The sequence below is a fragment of the Solobacterium moorei genome, from assembly GCF_036323475.1.
Classification (GTDB): domain Bacteria; phylum Bacillota_I; class Bacilli_A; order Erysipelotrichales; family Erysipelotrichaceae; genus Bulleidia; species Bulleidia moorei.
Genome location: NZ_AP028934.1, coordinates 1778549 through 1796641, shown reverse-complemented (window position 1 = coordinate 1796641; position 18093 = coordinate 1778549). Strand labels below are relative to the sequence as shown.

The window sequence follows — 18093 nt, the reverse complement described above, 5'->3', positions numbered from 1 at the left end:
AGGAGAACTTTATGGAAATTCGTTTTGAAGAAAATGGTGCAAAAGCCTATAACGACGAAGGCAAAGAAGTGGGTCTTTGCGAGTATTATGAAAAGGATGGAAAGTGGGTATTAAACCACACGGTTGTTGATCCATCCATGAAGGGACAGGGCATTGCTGGTAAGCTTTTAGATTGCGTATTAGAACACGCAAGAGAAAAGAAGGTAAAGATTGTGCCTGAATGTTCTTATGTAGCACATGCATTTGAAAAGAATCCTGCATTAAAAGAAGAATTTGAATAAAAACTTGATAACTTAAGTCAAGAAGAAATTTCTAATCTTTAGTGATTTCTTCTTTTTCGTTTTGTGCATTATTAAAACAAGAGAAATTATATCTCCCATTTTGCTAGATTAGGTTTATACTGTTGCTAAGAATGATATAGAGTACCATTCTTACATAGGCTATAGATTATGACCAGTAATTTATGAGCACTAGCAGTATAGGCAGCTTTAGACGACAATGGGCATTGGGTCTGCTGTCTTTTCTTTTTGGTGAATTCATATAGTGGATCTTCTTTGCGCAATCGATAATTACATTGTGCACCAAGGTATAAAAGGCATCGCAAATGCTTATTGCCTTTCTTTGATATCTTGAGATGCAGTCCATCAATATCTCCGGATTGTTGTATCTTTGGATTCAAGCCTGCATATGCCACGATAGCCGCTCTGTTATCAAATCGGCTTACATCTCCAAGCTCTGCTATGATACGGGCTGCCAGATTCTCTCCGATTCCAACAATACTAACAACAGATGCAAAATAAGGACATGTTCGTGCTATCTCTATCATTTCCTTCAATAGTGAATCGCATTTTTTCTTCTGTTCCTGCACGTTCTCTATCAAGCTTGGCAATTTGACTACTTCTATATCATCGATATCACATCCTGAATAGCACTCCTTTGCCTTCTCGTAGATCTTATGTACGATTCTTTCTGTATATCCTTTTAAATGACCTGTACGATGCCCAACGGTCTTAACGATGGTATCCTCTCTATGGCCCAATAGTAAGGATGGATGAGGATATCTTTTTAATATCTCCATTGGGAGTGGATCATACAGATTTTGATTCCCTTTAAAGGTCTTATCAATCCTTGGATATATGATATCCAGCATGGATCTCAAACTCACTTTGCGTTTCCGAAGATGAACCAACTCACTTTCATATATACGGCTCAATTGATAGAGTCTTTTGTACTCTTGTGGTTGTGCTTGATATTGTCTTAGTTCCTTCTCACAATAGTACGCTTTTGCGATATGTGCACAGTCTAATGCGTCTGTCTTATTACTATGTAGGGAGGTCTTGCGATAGGTCGCAGATAATAATGGAGAAATGATGTAGTACCTTATCTTGTGGTCTTCAAGATATTTTTGTAGTGGTCGATGATAGACACCTGTAGCCTCAAAGATAACTGGTATATCTTCTCGTTCTGTCTTAGCTTCAAGGTCTTTGATAGTTTGCCCTAATTTCTGGAAACCATCGATCGTAGCTGAAAGCTGCTTTGGTTTTCGCATTGGATGTCCATTCTCTATGAAGGGCTGGTAGTGACAGGAACCCTTTGATACATCCACTGTAATGATTGGTCCTTCCATGATGGAATACTCCTTTCTTTCTGATATGCATAATGTCTTGGTAAACTTCCCCATCCCCACATCCGACTATTTTTCTGGTTTATATACGACATATCTAGCTGTTTCCTGGATTGTCATCTTGATAAAGCAGCCTAAGAATATAGGAGGGAAGCAGAACGCTTTTTATGACGGACTCAATGATATCACTGGTCTAAAAGAAGGTACGTTCTCACTTTACCCAGACCAATTCCCATACATGCCTGTACGAGAAAGGCCAGAAACATTCTAGTGTCCCTGACCTCTATATCATATTCTTCTTCTGAAGTTTTTTCTCTATGATCAGGACTAGATTATTCCTGATTTCATAATAGAAAATAAGGTCCTGATTATTGGACCTTATCGCATTTTTGCGGCTAATTTTCTGGCTTCTTTTTCACCGAGCCAAGTTAAAGAACCATCTTCTAAACGCTTCATGATAATCGCAACACCATGAGGATCATCTTCCAGATGACCGAGAATTGTTATAAAATCGTCATGTCGTTGAGATGGAATTTCAGCTTCATTATAAATGACACAATATCCTTGACCAAGCTGTGGCATTGGCACTTCAACAAGTTCACGTTTACCGTTATATGGATCGTCTAAAGACTCTCGAATGACTTTATTTGTTTCGTAAAATACCGCATCCATTACGTACTCTGAAGTGTGATCAATATCAACATTTTTCTTCGTATCATCTGTATAATAAGTACGTAGAACAAGGTTGCCGACAACGACCAATGGGTTGTTGGTGCCATATAAGGCAACTGTCGCTACGCGATGATGTAGGTAATCAAATGGGTAAATGAGCTTTTGTTCGTTCATTTGGCCATCTCCTTTATTCAATATAATATCCTTGATAACTATATTTCGCAAGCATCAGCTAAAAGGATTGGAGGAAATTAAGAATATGAAAATTCAAATCTTACCACTTGTGACAGGAGCACAGAAAGCTACGGGCTTAACTGTCATCATTGATGTATTTCGTGCATTTAGTTTAGAAGCGTATATGTACACAAGTGGCGCAAAGAAAGTAATACCTGTTAAGACAGTAGAAGACGCATTAGCACTCAAGAAAGAGAATCCATCTTACATCCTTGTTGGTGAAAGAAAGGGTATTAAGGTTGAGGGTTTTGACTACGGTAATTCACCAAGCGAGTTTGTAGGAGTTGACTTAAGTGGAAAGACATTAATTCATACGACCAGTGCAGGTGTATTAGGATTAGCTTCTGCAGTGAGTGCAAGCCAGATTGTAACTGGAGCCCTTGTTAATGCGAAGGCGACTGCAAAATACATTCTTGAACAAAATCCAGATGTCGTATCAATTGTACCGATGGGATGGGAAGGAAAGATTGAGACGGAAGAGGATGCCTTATGTGCAGACTATCTAAAGGCTCTATTAGAAAATCGTACTCTCGATGACCTACAAGAGCGAGTTGACCTTCTAAAACAACAAGAAGGTGCCAAGTTCTTTGATCCAAACAAACCACAATTTCCAGAAGATGACTTTTGGCTATGTACAAAGGTCGATATCATAAGTGGTGTTAATGTCATTTCTAAGGACGGCAAGCAAATTCAAAGCGAGTGGGTGAAGTATGAATAATCAAAAGAAATATTTCTTCTTTGATATCGATGGCACACTAACAGATGATGCAACACATCGCATTGTACCAAGTGCCAAAGCTGCACTACATCAATTAGAAAAGAATGGTCATTTCGTATCTATCGCAACTGGTAGAGCACACTACAAGACAGTTTCGTTTACAAATCAGATAGGTATTCATAATATCGTATGTGCAGGTGGTGGTTGCTTAGAGTATCAACATCAAATTATAAAAAATGAACCACTTCCATTTGGAAAAGTACAGGAACTATTAAAATATGCGGACAAAGAGAATATTGGCTGGCTTTTGATGCTAGATGATAGTGATAAAGTATACATGCGTGACTATCGCTTCCTTGAACAAGCGGGTCTACGAAAGGAACTTACAACCTACATCTATGATCCAAGTTTAGATTACACAAAAGAGAAAAATATCCTTAAGGTATATCTTGCATTTGATGATGCGTATGAACAGGAAAATCCATGGGTAGATGTGATTGGTCATTTACGTATGACTAAAACCTACTGTGTATTTCAGCATGATAAGAAAAAAGATGGAATTTTAGATATGTTGAAGTATCTACATGCAGATTCAAGCGATGTAGTAGTGTTTGGAGATGGAAAAAATGATATAGTTATGTTTGATAAAAGATGGACTTCCATCGCCATGGGAAATGCATATCCGCCATTAAAGGAACTCGCAGACTATGTGACGGATTTGAATGTCAATGATGGAATCTATAAAGCATGTGTCCACTTTGGATGGATAACGGAGGATAAGCGATGAATTTAACAGTTCCTAATTTAACCATTGCATGCATGATTGTTTCATGTGTGATTGCGTTTGGTTTACCAATTCTTTTAGCGCTTTATTTCCACAAGAAGAAGGGTGAGTTTATTCCAATGATTGTGGGTATTGCAGTGATGTTTGTGTTTGTATTTACACTAGAAGCGGCAGTCAATCAAACAATCTTTAAGAGCGCAATTGGAGAAACAATTCGCAATAACAAGATTTTATATGCGGTCTATGGTGGTCTAATGGCTGCTGTATTCGAAGAATGTGGAAGATGGATTGCATATCGTACGATATTAAAGAATCGTATGGGGAATGATTCTAACGCACTTATGTATGGTGTGGGTCATGGTGGATGCGAGGCAATCATGATTGTAGGTTTCATGATGTTAAACTACATTACAATTTCTATCATGATGAACAAGGGCACAATTGGTGAAACGCTCAGTCAATTGGATTCTGCTACACTTGCCAAGATGCAGTTAGCGATGCAGACGCTGTCTACGACACCATCTTATGTATTCTTATTAAGTGGTGTAGAACGTATTTCTGCTTTGATGGCACAAGTTTCCTTATCTGTACTTGTTTGGTTTGCGGTGAAGTTTAAACATAAGAAATATTTCTTCCTTGCGCTACTATTCCATTTCGTTATGGATGCAGGAACTGTTCTCTTACGTAGTCAGATTGATAGTATTATTCTAGTAGAAGTATTTATCTTCGTTGCGGCCGCAATGATTGTCTTTGTGGCATATAACGTTTGGTGTCATTTCCATACAACTTCTATAAAGAAATAAAATCTTGCGAAGAATCGTAGCTTATGGTATCATTTAACGGCACATGTAGTGCGTCACTGTTCCGCTGATATAATTTAAGTTCATGAGCAGCTGATTAATCGTAAGAGGAGAAAAGAAAATGAAGTTGAATTTAGTAGAAAAGATTACAAAGAGTCAGCTACGTACAGATGTTCCTGATTTCAAGTCAGGTGACACAGTTAAGGTTAACGTACGTATTAAGGAAGGTCAGAAGACACGTATTCAGGCTTATGAAGGTGTCGTAGTGGATCGTTCTAACGGTGGTATTGGCGCAACATTCACAGTTCGTAAGATTTCCAACGGTGTAGGTGTACAGAGAACATTCCCAGTTCATTCACCAATCATTGAAAAGATTGAAGTAGTTCGTTACGGTAAGGTTCGTAGAGCCAAGCTCGGCTACCTCAAGGGATTATCTGCTAAGAACGCTCGTATCAAGGAAGATCGTCGTAAGTAGTCTACAAAGAGAGAGAAATTATTCTCTCTTTTTTTGATATAATACTCAATGGTAGGTACATGATATGAATACGGATATGAATAAAGATCAAGAAATGCTTGATGAAACAAGAGTTATGGAACGATTGACAGATGAGACAACTGTCATCGATATGGGAAAAATTAGAAATGAACAAAACCAACCAAAGAAGAAAGATAACAAGGAAGAAAGTACGATTTTTTCGTTCTTTAAAGAAGTATTTATTTCTCTTGCGGTGGTATTAATTATTGTGAACTTTGTGGTTAGACCAATTCAGGTAAAAGGAAGCTCCATGTATAACACATTAGAAGATGGGTATTTTGGCGTTTCTGATTTAATTGGCTATCGCTTAACAGGATTAAAGCGTTTTGATATTGTCATTGTTTATCTAGCAGAGAAAAAAGAATATCTCATCAAGCGTGTCATTGGCTTGCCTGGTGAGACAGTTGAATATCGTAATAATCAACTCTATATAAATGGAGAACCAGTAGAAGAGCCATTCTTAGATGCGTCTTATACAAGTACATATCCTGGAACATTCACCGGTGATTTTAAGACAGAGAAGCTTGGAGAGGATGAATACTTCTGTATGGGAGATAATCGTCCACATTCTTCTGACTCACGTTACTATGGTGCATTTCACAAGTCCGATATTGTATCCAAGGGTGTATTTATAATCTATCCATTTAAGGCATTTGGAGTATACACATGGTAAAGATTCAGTGGTATCCGGGACATATGGAAAAAGCCCGTCGTGAAATGACGGAGCGCTTGAAGTCGGTTGATATGTTGATAGAGCTGCGGGATGCTAGAATTCCTGAGGCATCTGTCAATCCAATGTTAAAGCAGATGGCACAGGGAAAACCTCGTTTAATCGTTTTATCAAAGATTGATATGGCAGATCCAGTTCAGACAAAGAAGTGGGTAGAATATCTAAGCCAAGGTGAGAATGCATGTCTAGCTTTAGATTTAATGAGAGATTCACAGTGTGGTAAAAAGATTATCCGTGAAGCAATCAAGCTCATGGAAGAAAAGCGTCAGAAACAGATTGCGAGAGGAATACGCCCACGTGCAGTTCGTGCGATGGCTTGTGGTATCCCTAACGTTGGTAAGTCGACGATGATTAACCGTATTAACGGTAAGAACGCATTAAAGGCAGCAGATAAGCCAGGTGTAACACGTTCCTTAACCTGGTTACACGCAGATTCAAACTTAGATTTATTAGATACACCAGGTGTACTATGGCCAAAGTTTGATGATGAAAAGACAGGTTCCTTACTTGCGGCACTCGGTTCTATCAATGATGATATCTTAGACCGTAAAATGGTAGCTATGGATGCCATTCACTATATTCAAGATCTTTATCCAAATCTATTGGAAGAAATCTATGATAGTGGTGAAGTCAATCCAAATGGCATGTTAAAGGCAATTGCGAAAAAGAGAAACTTACTCAAAGCAGATAGTGAATTAGATGTAAAGCGTGCTGCGGAGTTATTCTTAACGGAACTACGCCATGGGAAATTGGGTAGATTAACATTGGAGAGAGTTGATGAAGAACCAAAAAATCTGTCCGAATGAATATGAACATCAATATTGGCCACTTGAGAAATTGATTGTCGGTATTGATGAAGCAGGACGTGGACCGCTAGCTGGACCATTAACAGTTGTGGGTGTTGTCTTTCCAATAGGATATGAAAACCCAGATATCTATGATTCCAAATCTATCAGTGAAAAGAAGCGTAATGCACTATTTGAACAGATTCAAGAGGATGCACTATGGTTTGAAATCATTCAGGTATCACCAGAAGATATTGATAAGTACAATATCTATCGTGCAGATCAGCTCGCAATGGAACAAATCGCCATCCATTCTGACGCAGAAATCGTATTAACAGATGCGATGCCATTAATAATTGAGGGAAAAGAAATCATCCCACTTGTAAAGGGTGATCAAAAATCCATCTCTATCGCAGCTGCAAGTATCCTTGCGAAAGTTACAAGAGATCGTGTGATGTTGGAATACGATAAAGAATATCCAGAGTATGGCTTTGCCAAGCATAAAGGTTATCCAACCAAGCAACATATGGAAGCCTTACATACCTATGGGGTAACCAAGATTCATCGTAAGAGTTTTGGCCCTGTACGGGAAGAATACATGAAGATGAAATTGTTCTAGGGAATAAACAAGAAACTCTTCTATAAATAGGTAGGAGAGTTTTTATATGGACAAAAGAAAAAAATTAGCTACACTATCAGTAATGTACCAAGGAGATTGGGATACGATTGCGAAAGCTTTACAAGATGATGTACAAGCAATTGACATTCCAATCAAAGACTCGTATATTACAATTTACGACAGTGAGTATCCCGATAGTTTACGAAAATTACGATTTCCTCCATGGGTATTATTTTATAGTGGAGATATTTCATTATTGCGTAAGCCAATGTTAACGATCATCGGCAGTCGACAAATGACTGATTATGCAAAGTGGTTAGTTGAAGAAAGCGTAATGAACTTAAAAGAACGTTTTGTGTTAGTTTCTGGACTTGCCAAAGGGATTGATGGTTATGTACATACCATGGCAATTCAAGGCGGTCATACGATTGCGGTTATCGGTAGCGGCTTAGATATTCACTATCCATATGAAAACGAGCATCTCTATCAACAGTTACAAAAGACAGATTTAATATTAAGTGAATATCCATCTGGTACAGGTGTACGCAAGCATCACTTCCCATGGCGTAATCGCATTTTAGCGGCGCTTGGAGAAAGTGTGATTGTGATTGCGGCAAAGATACGTTCAGGTACGATGTGCACTGTAAATGAAGCCATCGCATTAGATAAGGATATCTATGTATTTCCTCATCTATATCGCAGTGAACAGGGGATGGGTTGTAACAAATTAATTGCGGATGGAGCACAGATTTTATACGATACGATACAGATAAAAGAGATGATTCCGAAAAAAGATGATTGAAAAATCAGAATTTTTCGGCTATTCTTGGAAAAGAATTTTGCACAAGGAGGAACTAACATGAAAAACTTAGTGATTGTGGAGTCACCATCAAAGTCAAAGACGATTGGAAAGTACTTAGGAAAAGACTATACTGTTGTTTCAAGTAAGGGACATATTCGAGATCTAGCGACTAGAGGAAAAGAGGGTCTTGGTGTTGATGTTGAAAATGATTTTGCACCAACCTATGAGATATCAAAGGATAAAAAAGAAACAGTAAAAGAACTACGCGCAGAAGCTGCCAAAGCAAAGCGTGTATATCTAGCAACCGACCCAGACCGTGAAGGGGAAGCTATTAGTTGGCATCTAGCCCAAGAGTTAGGACTAGCTGAAGAAGCAATCGATCGTGTTACGTTCCATGAAATTACAAAAAATGCAGTACAAGAAGCGTTCCAATCTCCACGTGCAATTGATATGGACCTTGTACACTCCCAAGAAACAAGACGTATCTTAGACCGTATTATCGGCTTTAAGTTATCAAAGCTATTACATAATAAGATTCGCTCCAAGTCTGCTGGTCGCGTACAATCAGTAGCGTTGAAGTTAGTTGTTGAACGCGAAAAAGAAATCCAAGCATTCATTCCAGAAGAATACTGGACATTAGATGCGAAGTTTCACAAGGATAAGATCGATTTCTCAGCAAGCCTTGCAAAGATCAATGGAAAAAAAGCAGAATTAAAAACACAAGAAGAAGCCCAGAAAGCATATGATGCATGTCAGGGTAATTTCGTTGTGTCTAATATCAAGTCTACAACACGTAAGCGTGAAGCACGTCCACCATTTATTACAAGTACTTTACAACAAGAAGCTTCCACGAAACTTTCTTTCTCCGCAAAGCGTACGATGTCAATCGCACAACGGTTATATGAAGGTGTAGACGTAGGAAATGGTCAAGAAGGTTTGATTACTTACATGCGTACTGATAGTACACGTTTATCAGATGTATATGTAAATGGTGCTAGAGAACTCATTCAAAATGAATATGGGAAACAGTATCTGGGTAGATACCATGTAAGTAATGATGCAAATTCTCAAGACGCTCACGAAGCAATTCGTCCAACAAGTCTTGCCAATACCCCAGAAAAGCTAAAGGCGCACTTAACAAGCGAACAGTATAAGTTATATGCATTGATCTATGCGCGTGCTTTATCATCACTCATGTCGGCAGCGAAGTACGACTCACTCACATTAACACTCAGTCAGAATGGCTATGACTTTACTGCTTCTGGAAGCACGATGAAGTTTGATGGTTACTTAAAGGTATATGGTGAATATGAATCTGGTAAGGATGTCGTATTACCATCCTTTGAAGAACAAGAACAAATCGCCGCAAAGGAACTCAAAGCGAACCAACACTTCACAGAACCACCAGCAAGATATACAGAAGCCAAGTTAATCAAGGCACTTGAAGAAGATGGAATCGGTAGACCTTCTACATATGCGATGATTATCGATACAATTCAAGCAAGAGGCTACGTAACATTAGAGAAGGCTTCTGAAAGCAGTCGTACAAAAGTATTCAAACCAACAGAACAGGGTATCCTAACAACGGAGAAGCTAGATGAATTCTTCCAAGATATTATCAATGTTCGCTATACTGCCAAGATGGAATCCACGTTAGATGAAATCGCAGATGGTACAGCAGAAGAAGTCACAACATTAAAAGACTTCTATAACCGTTTCCAACCATTACTAGAACATGCATACGAAAACATGGAAAAGAAAGAGTTGGAAAAGGTTGGTGAAATTTGTCCTGATTGTGGTGGCGAACTTGTCTATCGTACAGGTAGATTTGGTAAGTTTATCTCTTGTTCAAACTTCCCAACGTGTCGATATACAAGACAAATTGATAAACCAGAAAAAGAAAAGCCAGAACCAACAGGTAAGATGTGCCCTGATTGTGGCAGTGAACTATTAAAACGTAAGAGTCGTTATGGAACATATTTCTTAGGTTGTTCAAACTTCCCTAAGTGTCATTACATGGAAAATCTAGAAGGAGAACGTATTGTCTCCAAGAAGGATAAGGCCAAGGCAGAAAAGGAAACAAAGACAACAAAGGCAACAAAGAAGACATCGGCTAAGAAGACAACAAAGAAAGCAGCTACTAAAAAAACAACTGCCAAAAAGACAACAACAAAACGTACAAAGAAAAACGAGGAATAGCCAATGGATGTATCAGTAATCGGTGCAGGCTTAGCAGGATGTGAAGCCGCATATCAATTAGCCAAAAGAGGATTTCATGTTCGTCTCTATGAGATGAAACCAGTGAAGCATTCGCCAGCGCATCATAGTGATGACTTTGCGGAGCTGGTATGTTCCAATTCATTACGCTCTGACGCACTCACAAATGCAGTCGGTGTTTTGAAAGAGGAGATGCGTCAGATTGGCTCATTGATCATGCAGATAGCTGATAACAACAAGGTGCCGGCAGGCAGTGCTTTAGCAGTAGACCGTGAAAAGTTTGCTAAGGCAGTCACAGAGACGATACGCAATCATCCCAATATTGAAGTGATTGCAGAAGAAGTAACAAAGATTCCGGAGGGACCAACAATTATCGCGACAGGGCCATTAAGTTCTGAAGGTATGATGAAGGCTATCGGTACTCTGATTGATGATCGCTATTGTTATTTCTATGATGCGGCCGCACCAATCGTAACTGCAGAATCCATTAATTTTAGCAAGGCCTATAAGAAGTCGCGTTACGATAAGGGTGAAGCAGATTATATTAACTGTCCTATGACACGCGAAGAGTTTGATGCGTTCTACATGGAACTAATCCAAGCAGAAACAGCGGAAGTACATGCCTTTGAAAAAGAAGTATTCTTTGAAGGATGTATGCCATTTGAAGTCATGGCAAAACGTGGAAGAGATACCTTACTCTTTGGTCCAATGAAACCAGTAGGACTTGAACAAGAAGGCAAGAAACGTCCTTATGCAGTTGTACAGTTACGCCAAGATAACGCACAAGCATCCTTGTACAATATCGTTGGTTTTCAAACACACCTCAAGTGGGGAGAACAGAAACGTATTATTCAGATGATACCAGGACTTGAGAATGCCGAAATCGTTCGCTATGGTGTCATGCATCGAAATACATATATTTGCTCACCAATCTATCTACGCGAAACATATCAGTTTAAAGATAGAGATGACTTGTTCTTTGCAGGACAAATGACAGGTGTAGAAGGATATGTAGAATCCGCTGCATCAGGAATGCTAGCAGGTATTAATATGGCCCATGTACTAAAGGGTGAAGAGCCAGTAGTACTTGGTGTAAATACAATGATGGGCGCAATGGCACATTATATTACGCATGCAGATCCAAATCACTTCCAACCAATGAACGCAAACTTTGGTATTATGCACTTAGAAGGTGAAGTGAAGAAGAAAGACCGTAAAGCCGCCTACGCTCCACAAGCTTTAAAAATCATTCAGGAGTTAAAAGAAAAGGATGAACTTTGAGAAATCATTGGATCGGTTCTTGCGACAGATTGCACGTGTTCGCACGGGATCAAAAGATACAGAAAACGCATATCGTCGTGATGTAGAGAGATTTCTAGAATATCTCCGCGAACATCGCATCGATTCTTTTGAACATGTCACAAAAACAGATGTCAGTGATTACATCACGCAATTGCGTGATGGTGAGATTGGTGGCAAGCCACTTTCCAATAGTAGTTACGCTCGTAATCTCTCTTCTCTAAAATCCTTTTATCGTTACTTAAATCGCTTTGAGGGAATCAAAGCCAATCCAGTACGTATCTTTAAGGGTGGCTCTATTCGTCGTAAGCTGCCTGAATTTTTAACATTTGACCAAATGGAAACGATGTTAAATCAATTTGATTTACACAATCCTGTACAAATACGCAATCGCTGTATTATCGAAGTCATGTATGCATGTGGTTTACGTGTCAGTGAATGTGCGGGTTTAAAAATATCATCCATCAATCTAGTAGAAGGCTTCTTAACAGTACTTGGTAAAGAGAGTAAAGAAAGAATGGTTCCATTCTATCCAAGATGTAAACAGCTCATCCAATACTATATGAATAATGCAAGAGGGACATTCATGGAGAAGACTCACGAACACGATATTCTCTTTGTGAATCAAAATGGTAGACCTATTTCTGCTAGAAGTATTCAGCTCATCTGTGAAAAAGCAGGGGAAGACGCAAATCTTCCAATTCATATCCATCCCCATATGATACGTCATAGCTTTGCGACACATATGCTAGATAATGGTGCGGATTTACGTATCGTACAAGAATTACTGGGACATGAAAATCTTGGTACGACGCAAATCTATACCCACGTTACACAAGATCGACTCCGTAAAGTCGTGGATGAAGCACACCCACACTCCAAGAGTGCGAAATAAGAAAGAGGTAAATATGATTACAGATTCATTTGATAACAGTGATGTATTTATTTCGCCAGAAAGACTATATCCACGAAATTCAGTAACTTTAGATGTATGTATCGGTATCTTCTCTCACAAGGTGATGAACGAACTCATCTCTTCTGGAGATTTAACAGAACTACCTATGGAAAAGATGCCAGGATCTGCCAGTGGGAAACATGCGGTATATCGTTATAAAGATACATCTATCGGTATCTATCAAAATGAGGTGGGTGCAGTCGGTGCCAGTGGATTAATTGAAGAAATTTCAGTTATCTTCGGTGTAAAGAAGTTTATTATCTTTGGCTCATGTGGTGCACTGGTACAAATTCCAGAAGGGGATTGTATTATTCCAACGCACGCATATCGTGATGAAGGTGTCAGTTATCACTACGCTTCAGCAAGCGATTATATTAGTGTGAAGAATGCGAATGTAATTGCCAAACTATTCGATGAACTAGGTGCTGAATACGTCTTTGGTAAAACATGGACAACAGATTGTTTCTATCGTGAGACAGTGAATCAGAAAAACAAGCGCGTTGAAGAAGGCTGTATCTGTGTAGAAATGGAATGTGCAGCATTGCAGGCAGTCACAGATTTTAGAGGATATGAGTTATACCAATTCTTATATACTGCAGATGATCTAAGTAAGTTAGAGTGGGCACCACGTATCCTTGGGGATAACGAAAGAGATACAAGATTCCTGTATTTCGATATTGCAGTAAAACTAGCAAAGAGCTTGTTGCGAGAATAAATTGTGATTCGATAGAGATGACTATAGAATACTGATACTAGTATTGGTATAGTCATTTTTTTTACAATAAATTATATGGTCGCAGTATTCTTAAGAATTTCAAATATCCTTCAAAATATATCGGTGAAAATGAAAATATTTTCAAATATCAAGTAAATAATTTAATATTTTCAAAAATAATATTGGGATATATATATAAAATTTGGTACTAAAATCTTTTATAAAGAAGGGTTGATCGGTATAACCAATTTTGAATAGTGTTTAAGGGGGACATTTTTATGAAATTGAAAAATGTATTTCGGCTAATTAAGGATAATGGTAGATATGTTGGTGTAATTACAATTCTTGTTATTATTCAAGCTTTATTAGCATTCGTATTACCAATTACAGTCTCGAAGCGTAAATTCTAAGATAAATGCGAAAAGAGTGGTATAACTCAAATCGCATAGAAACATTAAACAATGTGATTAAGAGAAATATAACTCTTGGTCGCATTGTTTTTATTTTGAGAAAGGAGGATAAGCTAATGGCATTGGAAAAAGTCAGTAAAAAGATCGTTAAGAAAATAGAAGAGTTGCATATACAAAACGTTGATCCAAATGTCATTGCTGGAGTTTTGGATATAGCCGAATCAACCGTGAAAAATGTGATTGCAGGGAAATATGTACGCACATCACTAACGGAAGCAGATGATAAGAGAATCCATGCACTTTGGGAAGAAGGCTTATCTGTTAAAGAAATCCGTGAAAAAACCGGATGGACAGAGCCGACAATCGCAAAGGTATTAAAGGATGTAAGAAAGCAGGTTCATAAGATCAAAGATGATGAACATCAATATATCCGTCAATTATATCAAGAAGGGAAAAAGCCGGCACAAATTGCAAGGATAACAAATCATAGTATTCCGGTAATCATGCTACATCTGGAAGGGCTTGTAAAACGCTCTACATTTAAGCGATTAACGCAAGATGATAAAGAATCTATCTTAGCATTGAATAAGCAAGGATATAGCAGTAAAGATCTTGCAGAACGATTTAAAGTACATTTAGCAACGATCTATCGAATCATTAAAGAAAACAAAAGAGAATAAAAAAATCACATGAACATTTACCCATCGCCTACCAAGCTAGAGTGTTCTGTGATCAAGGGAGAAGGTTTAATAGCCTTCAATATAGTGCATATGTAGAGGACTCAGATACTCAGATACTCAGATATACTCAGAGATACTTAGATACCCTCAGTGAGATACCCTCAGTGAGATACCCTCAGTGAGATACCCTCAGTGAGATACCCTCAGCGCGACCTGATACCTCTTTGCACATATAAATAGTACATTAAACGACTGAATTTATCAATCAGACAACGTTTAAAAGTGATTTAAGGAGATAGAAAGATGAAAGGTAGAAAGAGTGGAACGGAGATAGATGCCGCCGTACAGCGGTATTTATTAGAAGATTATCGGCAACGAAATGTTCCCAAAGGCATTGAGCGTACAAGGCTGACAATAACTGAATTGGAAAAAAGAACAGGATTAACACGTAAAACGATTGCATATCAACTAAAGGGAGAAGGTGTAGCCATCACGCTCAGATTCATTTGCAAATACGCTGAAGCAGTTGGATCAACCCCGGATAACTTCATCAGAAAGATGGTACAAACACTTAAAAATCAGAATGAAATTTAACGAATATATTTAGATTTTTAACAATTTGATAAATAAAAAAACAACATAGGAAACCTATGATGTGTAGTTAATGGAATATAGGAGCTTTATGGAAACATTTTTCAATAAGACAAATATTTATGATGATCTTCAGTCTGTTCTTAGTATCAGCGAGTGGTTGCGTGCTATTCCTGGAGAGTTGGTGGTTGATGCTACTGTTTCATCTTTGGGTTATAAGGAATTCTTCCGTCAGTTAGAAGAGTTTGAACTCAGTAGAGCAGGCAAGCGAACCCAGACAATCAATATTCAAGCAAAATCTTTAGAAGTATTATTACCAGCATCCTTGGTGGATGTTGAGCAGTGTGTCCGCATTCTCATGTCTGAATTATTTGGTTCTGAGAGACTTTTGCCTTATGCAGCTTGGCTAGAAACAAGAGGAAAGGGACGTTATTTACAGATTCTTGTTTCTGAACGTTACTACAGTGAAGAACCTATTGTTTATGAAGATTTTTGGAAGTCCGATAGATTTCAAAATACAGTAACTGGCAGATTGTGCAAAGCAGATGATCCTCAAGCTAGAAGAATTGTAAAGGCAGGTGATCTCCGTAAGACATGGACATCACACTTCAGCCTAAAGAGCAGAATGTTTACGGCAGATGGTTATGCTAGAAAGCGTTCTACCAGAAAAGAAAGAATAGGCTTTGATAGATTGCTAAGCCATATACGTCAGTGTATTGCTGCAGCATTTGTTAAATTGAAGATTCAGTTTAACAAAACATTCCTACTTCCAAAGCTGAAACGTCATGATTGGTTGAATAAATATCAAAACATCAATCTAACCAGGATAAATTCAGCCATACAACATATAGAACAGGAACTGCAGATGGAGTGGATTGCACTGAGAGATGGTTATTTCCTACAAGAAGGGAAGATATACGACCACTTCATGGCATTGGCAAAACGGTATGCAAATAAGATGAAACAAGGATTCTCAAATCATCCTATTGATGGTGGCAGAAAGAAGATAAAACTATCTTTCTCAATATTCATGAATGTTATCCGGGTACAGGAAAACATAGATACCGTCATAGAAGATTTTGATAAAGAAATAGAGGAATTCCGGATGAAATACCGGTATGGAATTTAAGAAAGGAAACTGCTATGGACAGAGAGATAGTTATAGAACTACAGCAGGTGATTTATAAAGTGAATGAAGCGGCAAAATCTACGGTTTCTGTAAATGGGAAGGCAGAATTGGAATCTATAATAGATGATTTACTTAAAGTGGAAACAAGATTGAGTGTCTATCAGAAATACACACAAAACAGAAAGGAAGAAATATGATCACAGCAATACTAAACATCAAAGGTGGTTGTTCCAAAACACTGTCAGCTGAAATGCTAGCTAGAGGGTACGCAAAAGAAGGTAGAAAAACATTAGTAGTAGATGCAGACGGACAAGGGGATATTACTTCTTCTTTAATGCCACACATCAATTTTGATCAACCTGAAAATGTTGGGGGCGTAACGCCCCCGGAAAAGGGAACCATTGTGGACTATCTGAAAGGAAACAAAAAGATAGAGGATTGTATCTGGCATACAAAGATCGAAAACATTGACTTGATCCCATCCAGTATGGACTTATTCACTGTCATCTATGAAATGCAGGGAAGAGGTGGTGCAGATTTCTTGTTGGGAAATGCATTAAAGGGATTGGACTATGATGAGATCATCATCGACAATAACCCTTCCATCAATAAGATGACCTATAACTCCATCTATGCGGCAGATGTAATCATCTGTCCTACAAATATTAGTGAAAAGACATTGAAGGGAGTTATGAATACACGTGGTGTATGCGTGCAAGCATTAGATGCATTGCCATTTAGCAAGCCTTTAAACTTCAAGATTGTCCTTACAATGATGACACGAAACAATAACTGTAAAGAAGGAGCAAAACAGTTAAGAGCAGCATTTGGAAAAGATGTATTTGATACACAGATTCGATTCCAACAGAAGCCAGTGCAGGATGCAGAATTTAGTAAGAAGTCCCTATTCGACATGAAAGCTGGTGTAGCTGAAGACTATAGAAATTTGACAAAAGAAGTAATTCAAAAGGATGAGGTGCATGCATGACAAATTTAGATTTAGGAAAGATGTTTGGGGACAGCAATCAGGAGATGCAGAAAGCAGCTGCATTAAAGACATACTTAGTAAAGTTGAATGAAATTCTTCCATCAGAGGAGAATCCATACGAAGTAGAAGAAGAATCCGTTCAAAGATTGGCTGAGAACATTGAACAATACGGACTGTTCCAGGCACTTACTGCACAGAAAGAAGGCAGTGAGATACGGTTGATTTCCGGAGAACGCAGATACACGGCATTGAAATATTTGGCAGATTCAGGGAAGTCATATACGTACAACGGGGAAGACATTACCGGATATGTGCCAGTATCCTATGTTAAACAAGCAGTAGGTGATATGAAGACAATGATGATGATTTCTGCTAACGCTCATCGTGATATGCAGGCAGATGAAAAGAACAGGATCATTGATGAAACGTTGAATGCATTAGAAAAGCAGGAGATGAGTGGAAAGTTCTCCTGGGAAGGCAAACGCAAGGCAACGGTAATCTCTTCGATCACAGGAATTAAAGAACATTATGTAAAAGATTATTTAGCAAGTAAAAATAGAGAAATTAAATTTGCTGAAGAAGATCCGGAAACGATTGCGAAGATCAGACAATCTAAGCAAGTATCGGAAGAAGAGAAAGCCTATAAGGAACTGCTCAAACAGATTAATAAATGCATCAAGAAGTTTGAAAAACTGGACAGTTATGTATTAGCAACTTTATCTGAAGATGAATTAAATACATTTCAAAGCAAATGCTTTGAATTGAGCATGTATCTGCAGGAACATATGTCGAACGAAGAATAGTAT

Annotated in this window: 22 protein-coding genes; 20 read left to right on the top strand and 2 right to left on the bottom strand. The window is 38.3% G+C overall.

Going from position 1 to position 18093, the window contains the following annotated elements; translation table 11 throughout:
- The first annotated feature begins 11 nt into the window (after positions 1-11).
- Positions 12-281, top strand: a complete 270-nt coding sequence (locus RGT18_RS09015; RefSeq protein WP_006525621.1) for a GNAT family N-acetyltransferase — start codon at positions 12-14, stop codon at positions 279-281.
- A gap of 125 nt (positions 282-406) precedes the next feature.
- Here the strand turns inward: RGT18_RS09015 and RGT18_RS09010 are convergent, their stop codons facing one another.
- On the bottom strand, positions 407-1681 hold the full coding sequence (locus RGT18_RS09010; protein WP_338175196.1) for an IS110 family RNA-guided transposase: 1275 nt from the start codon (positions 1679-1681) through the stop codon (positions 407-409).
- 321 nt (positions 1682-2002) lie between these two features.
- Entirely contained in the window at positions 2003-2470 is a 468-nt protein-coding gene (locus tag RGT18_RS09005; RefSeq protein ID WP_156022829.1) for a hypothetical protein, read from the bottom strand.
- A gap of 85 nt (positions 2471-2555) precedes the next feature.
- Between RGT18_RS09005 and RGT18_RS09000 the strand changes: the two genes are divergently transcribed.
- The 19 genes from RGT18_RS09000 (at position 2556) to RGT18_RS08910 (ending at position 18090) form a co-directional block, all read left to right on the top strand.
- The gene (locus RGT18_RS09000) at positions 2556-3248 is read left to right on the top strand and encodes a 2-phosphosulfolactate phosphatase (RefSeq protein ID WP_028078443.1); all 693 of its coding nucleotides are present in this window, start codon (positions 2556-2558) and stop codon (positions 3246-3248) included.
- Entirely contained in the window at positions 3241-4035 is a 795-nt protein-coding gene (locus RGT18_RS08995) for a Cof-type HAD-IIB family hydrolase (RefSeq protein WP_028078442.1), read from the top strand. Before RGT18_RS09000 ends, RGT18_RS08995 begins: the two co-directional genes overlap by 8 nt.
- Complete coding sequence (locus RGT18_RS08990) at positions 4032-4835, top strand: YhfC family intramembrane metalloprotease (RefSeq protein WP_028078441.1); 804 nt, start codon at positions 4032-4034, stop codon at positions 4833-4835. The genes RGT18_RS08995 and RGT18_RS08990 overlap by 4 nt, the downstream gene beginning before the upstream one ends.
- A gap of 118 nt (positions 4836-4953) precedes the next feature.
- The gene (gene rplS, locus RGT18_RS08985) at positions 4954-5307 is read left to right on the top strand and encodes a 50S ribosomal protein L19 (RefSeq protein WP_006525616.1); all 354 of its coding nucleotides are present in this window, start codon (positions 4954-4956) and stop codon (positions 5305-5307) included.
- A gap of 64 nt (positions 5308-5371) precedes the next feature.
- Entirely contained in the window at positions 5372-6040 is a 669-nt protein-coding gene (lepB, locus tag RGT18_RS08980) for a signal peptidase I (RefSeq protein WP_028078440.1), read from the top strand.
- On the top strand, positions 6034-6903 hold the full coding sequence (ylqF, locus tag RGT18_RS08975) for a ribosome biogenesis GTPase YlqF (RefSeq protein WP_028078439.1): 870 nt from the start codon (positions 6034-6036) through the stop codon (positions 6901-6903). The genes lepB and ylqF overlap by 7 nt, the downstream gene beginning before the upstream one ends.
- The gene (locus RGT18_RS08970; protein ID WP_081659546.1) at positions 6875-7501 is read left to right on the top strand and encodes a ribonuclease HII; all 627 of its coding nucleotides are present in this window, start codon (positions 6875-6877) and stop codon (positions 7499-7501) included. Before ylqF ends, RGT18_RS08970 begins: the two co-directional genes overlap by 29 nt.
- Positions 7502-7547: 46 nt before the next feature.
- Complete coding sequence (locus RGT18_RS08965) at positions 7548-8303, top strand: DNA-processing protein DprA (RefSeq protein ID WP_028078438.1); 756 nt, start codon at positions 7548-7550, stop codon at positions 8301-8303.
- Positions 8304-8360: 57 nt separating this feature from the next.
- Positions 8361-10502, top strand: coding sequence for a type I DNA topoisomerase (gene topA, locus RGT18_RS08960; RefSeq protein ID WP_028078437.1), 2142 nt, complete (start codon positions 8361-8363; stop codon positions 10500-10502).
- Positions 10503-10505: 3 nt separating this feature from the next.
- Complete coding sequence (trmFO, locus tag RGT18_RS08955) at positions 10506-11801, top strand: methylenetetrahydrofolate--tRNA-(uracil(54)-C(5))-methyltransferase (FADH(2)-oxidizing) TrmFO (protein ID WP_028078436.1); 1296 nt, start codon at positions 10506-10508, stop codon at positions 11799-11801.
- Complete coding sequence (xerA, locus tag RGT18_RS08950; protein ID WP_028078435.1) at positions 11791-12714, top strand: site-specific tyrosine recombinase/integron integrase; 924 nt, start codon at positions 11791-11793, stop codon at positions 12712-12714. Before trmFO ends, xerA begins: the two co-directional genes overlap by 11 nt.
- A gap of 13 nt (positions 12715-12727) precedes the next feature.
- Positions 12728-13489: a nucleoside phosphorylase gene (locus RGT18_RS08945; RefSeq protein ID WP_051241020.1), complete on the top strand. Its 762-nt coding sequence runs from the start codon at positions 12728-12730 to the stop codon at positions 13487-13489.
- A 278-nt stretch (positions 13490-13767) separates the two neighbouring features.
- Positions 13768-13899, top strand: coding sequence for a hypothetical protein (locus RGT18_RS08940; protein WP_281169062.1), 132 nt, complete (start codon positions 13768-13770; stop codon positions 13897-13899).
- A gap of 116 nt (positions 13900-14015) precedes the next feature.
- Complete coding sequence (locus RGT18_RS08935) at positions 14016-14579, top strand: helix-turn-helix domain-containing protein (RefSeq protein WP_277061848.1); 564 nt, start codon at positions 14016-14018, stop codon at positions 14577-14579.
- Between the two features lie 303 nt (positions 14580-14882).
- On the top strand, positions 14883-15173 hold the full coding sequence (locus RGT18_RS08930) for a hypothetical protein (protein ID WP_028078932.1): 291 nt from the start codon (positions 14883-14885) through the stop codon (positions 15171-15173).
- An 88-nt stretch (positions 15174-15261) separates the two neighbouring features.
- Positions 15262-16299, top strand: a complete 1038-nt coding sequence (locus tag RGT18_RS08925; RefSeq protein WP_028078933.1) for a hypothetical protein — start codon at positions 15262-15264, stop codon at positions 16297-16299.
- A gap of 14 nt (positions 16300-16313) precedes the next feature.
- Entirely contained in the window at positions 16314-16496 is a 183-nt protein-coding gene (locus RGT18_RS08920) for a hypothetical protein (protein ID WP_338175920.1), read from the top strand.
- Complete coding sequence (locus RGT18_RS08915) at positions 16493-17287, top strand: ParA family protein (RefSeq protein ID WP_338175919.1); 795 nt, start codon at positions 16493-16495, stop codon at positions 17285-17287. The genes RGT18_RS08920 and RGT18_RS08915 overlap by 4 nt, the downstream gene beginning before the upstream one ends.
- Positions 17284-18090, top strand: a complete 807-nt coding sequence (locus RGT18_RS08910) for a ParB N-terminal domain-containing protein (protein WP_338175918.1) — start codon at positions 17284-17286, stop codon at positions 18088-18090. The genes RGT18_RS08915 and RGT18_RS08910 overlap by 4 nt, the downstream gene beginning before the upstream one ends.
- Positions 18091-18093 lie beyond the last annotated feature (3 nt).

Coding starts and splice junctions, on each gene's coding strand:
- RGT18_RS09000 (WP_028078443.1), top strand. CDS start 2,556: ATGAAAATTCAAATCTTACCACTTGTGACAGGAGCACAGAAAGCTACG.
- lepB (WP_028078440.1), top strand. CDS start 5,372: ATGAATACGGATATGAATAAAGATCAAGAAATGCTTGATGAAACAAGA.
- RGT18_RS08910 (WP_338175918.1), top strand. CDS start 17,284: ATGACAAATTTAGATTTAGGAAAGATGTTTGGGGACAGCAATCAGGAG.
- ylqF (WP_028078439.1), top strand. CDS start 6,034: ATGGTAAAGATTCAGTGGTATCCGGGACATATGGAAAAAGCCCGTCGT.
- topA (WP_028078437.1), top strand. CDS start 8,361: ATGAAAAACTTAGTGATTGTGGAGTCACCATCAAAGTCAAAGACGATT.
- RGT18_RS08970 (WP_081659546.1), top strand. CDS start 6,875: ATGAAGAACCAAAAAATCTGTCCGAATGAATATGAACATCAATATTGG.
- xerA (WP_028078435.1), top strand. CDS start 11,791: ATGAACTTTGAGAAATCATTGGATCGGTTCTTGCGACAGATTGCACGT.
- RGT18_RS08940 (WP_281169062.1), top strand. CDS start 13,768: ATGAAATTGAAAAATGTATTTCGGCTAATTAAGGATAATGGTAGATAT.
- RGT18_RS08920 (WP_338175920.1), top strand. CDS start 16,314: ATGGACAGAGAGATAGTTATAGAACTACAGCAGGTGATTTATAAAGTG.
- RGT18_RS08995 (WP_028078442.1), top strand. CDS start 3,241: ATGAATAATCAAAAGAAATATTTCTTCTTTGATATCGATGGCACACTA.
- RGT18_RS09005 (WP_156022829.1), bottom strand. CDS start 2,470: ATGAACGAACAAAAGCTCATTTACCCATTTGATTACCTACATCATCGC.
- rplS (WP_006525616.1), top strand. CDS start 4,954: ATGAAGTTGAATTTAGTAGAAAAGATTACAAAGAGTCAGCTACGTACA.
- RGT18_RS08915 (WP_338175919.1), top strand. CDS start 16,493: ATGATCACAGCAATACTAAACATCAAAGGTGGTTGTTCCAAAACACTG.
- RGT18_RS08930 (WP_028078932.1), top strand. CDS start 14,883: ATGAAAGGTAGAAAGAGTGGAACGGAGATAGATGCCGCCGTACAGCGG.
- RGT18_RS09015 (WP_006525621.1), top strand. CDS start 12: ATGGAAATTCGTTTTGAAGAAAATGGTGCAAAAGCCTATAACGACGAA.
- RGT18_RS08925 (WP_028078933.1), top strand. CDS start 15,262: ATGGAAACATTTTTCAATAAGACAAATATTTATGATGATCTTCAGTCT.
- RGT18_RS08990 (WP_028078441.1), top strand. CDS start 4,032: ATGAATTTAACAGTTCCTAATTTAACCATTGCATGCATGATTGTTTCA.
- RGT18_RS08945 (WP_051241020.1), top strand. CDS start 12,728: ATGATTACAGATTCATTTGATAACAGTGATGTATTTATTTCGCCAGAA.
- trmFO (WP_028078436.1), top strand. CDS start 10,506: ATGGATGTATCAGTAATCGGTGCAGGCTTAGCAGGATGTGAAGCCGCA.
- RGT18_RS08935 (WP_277061848.1), top strand. CDS start 14,016: ATGGCATTGGAAAAAGTCAGTAAAAAGATCGTTAAGAAAATAGAAGAG.
- RGT18_RS09010 (WP_338175196.1), bottom strand. CDS start 1,681: ATGGGGAAGTTTACCAAGACATTATGCATATCAGAAAGAAAGGAGTAT.
- RGT18_RS08965 (WP_028078438.1), top strand. CDS start 7,548: ATGGACAAAAGAAAAAAATTAGCTACACTATCAGTAATGTACCAAGGA.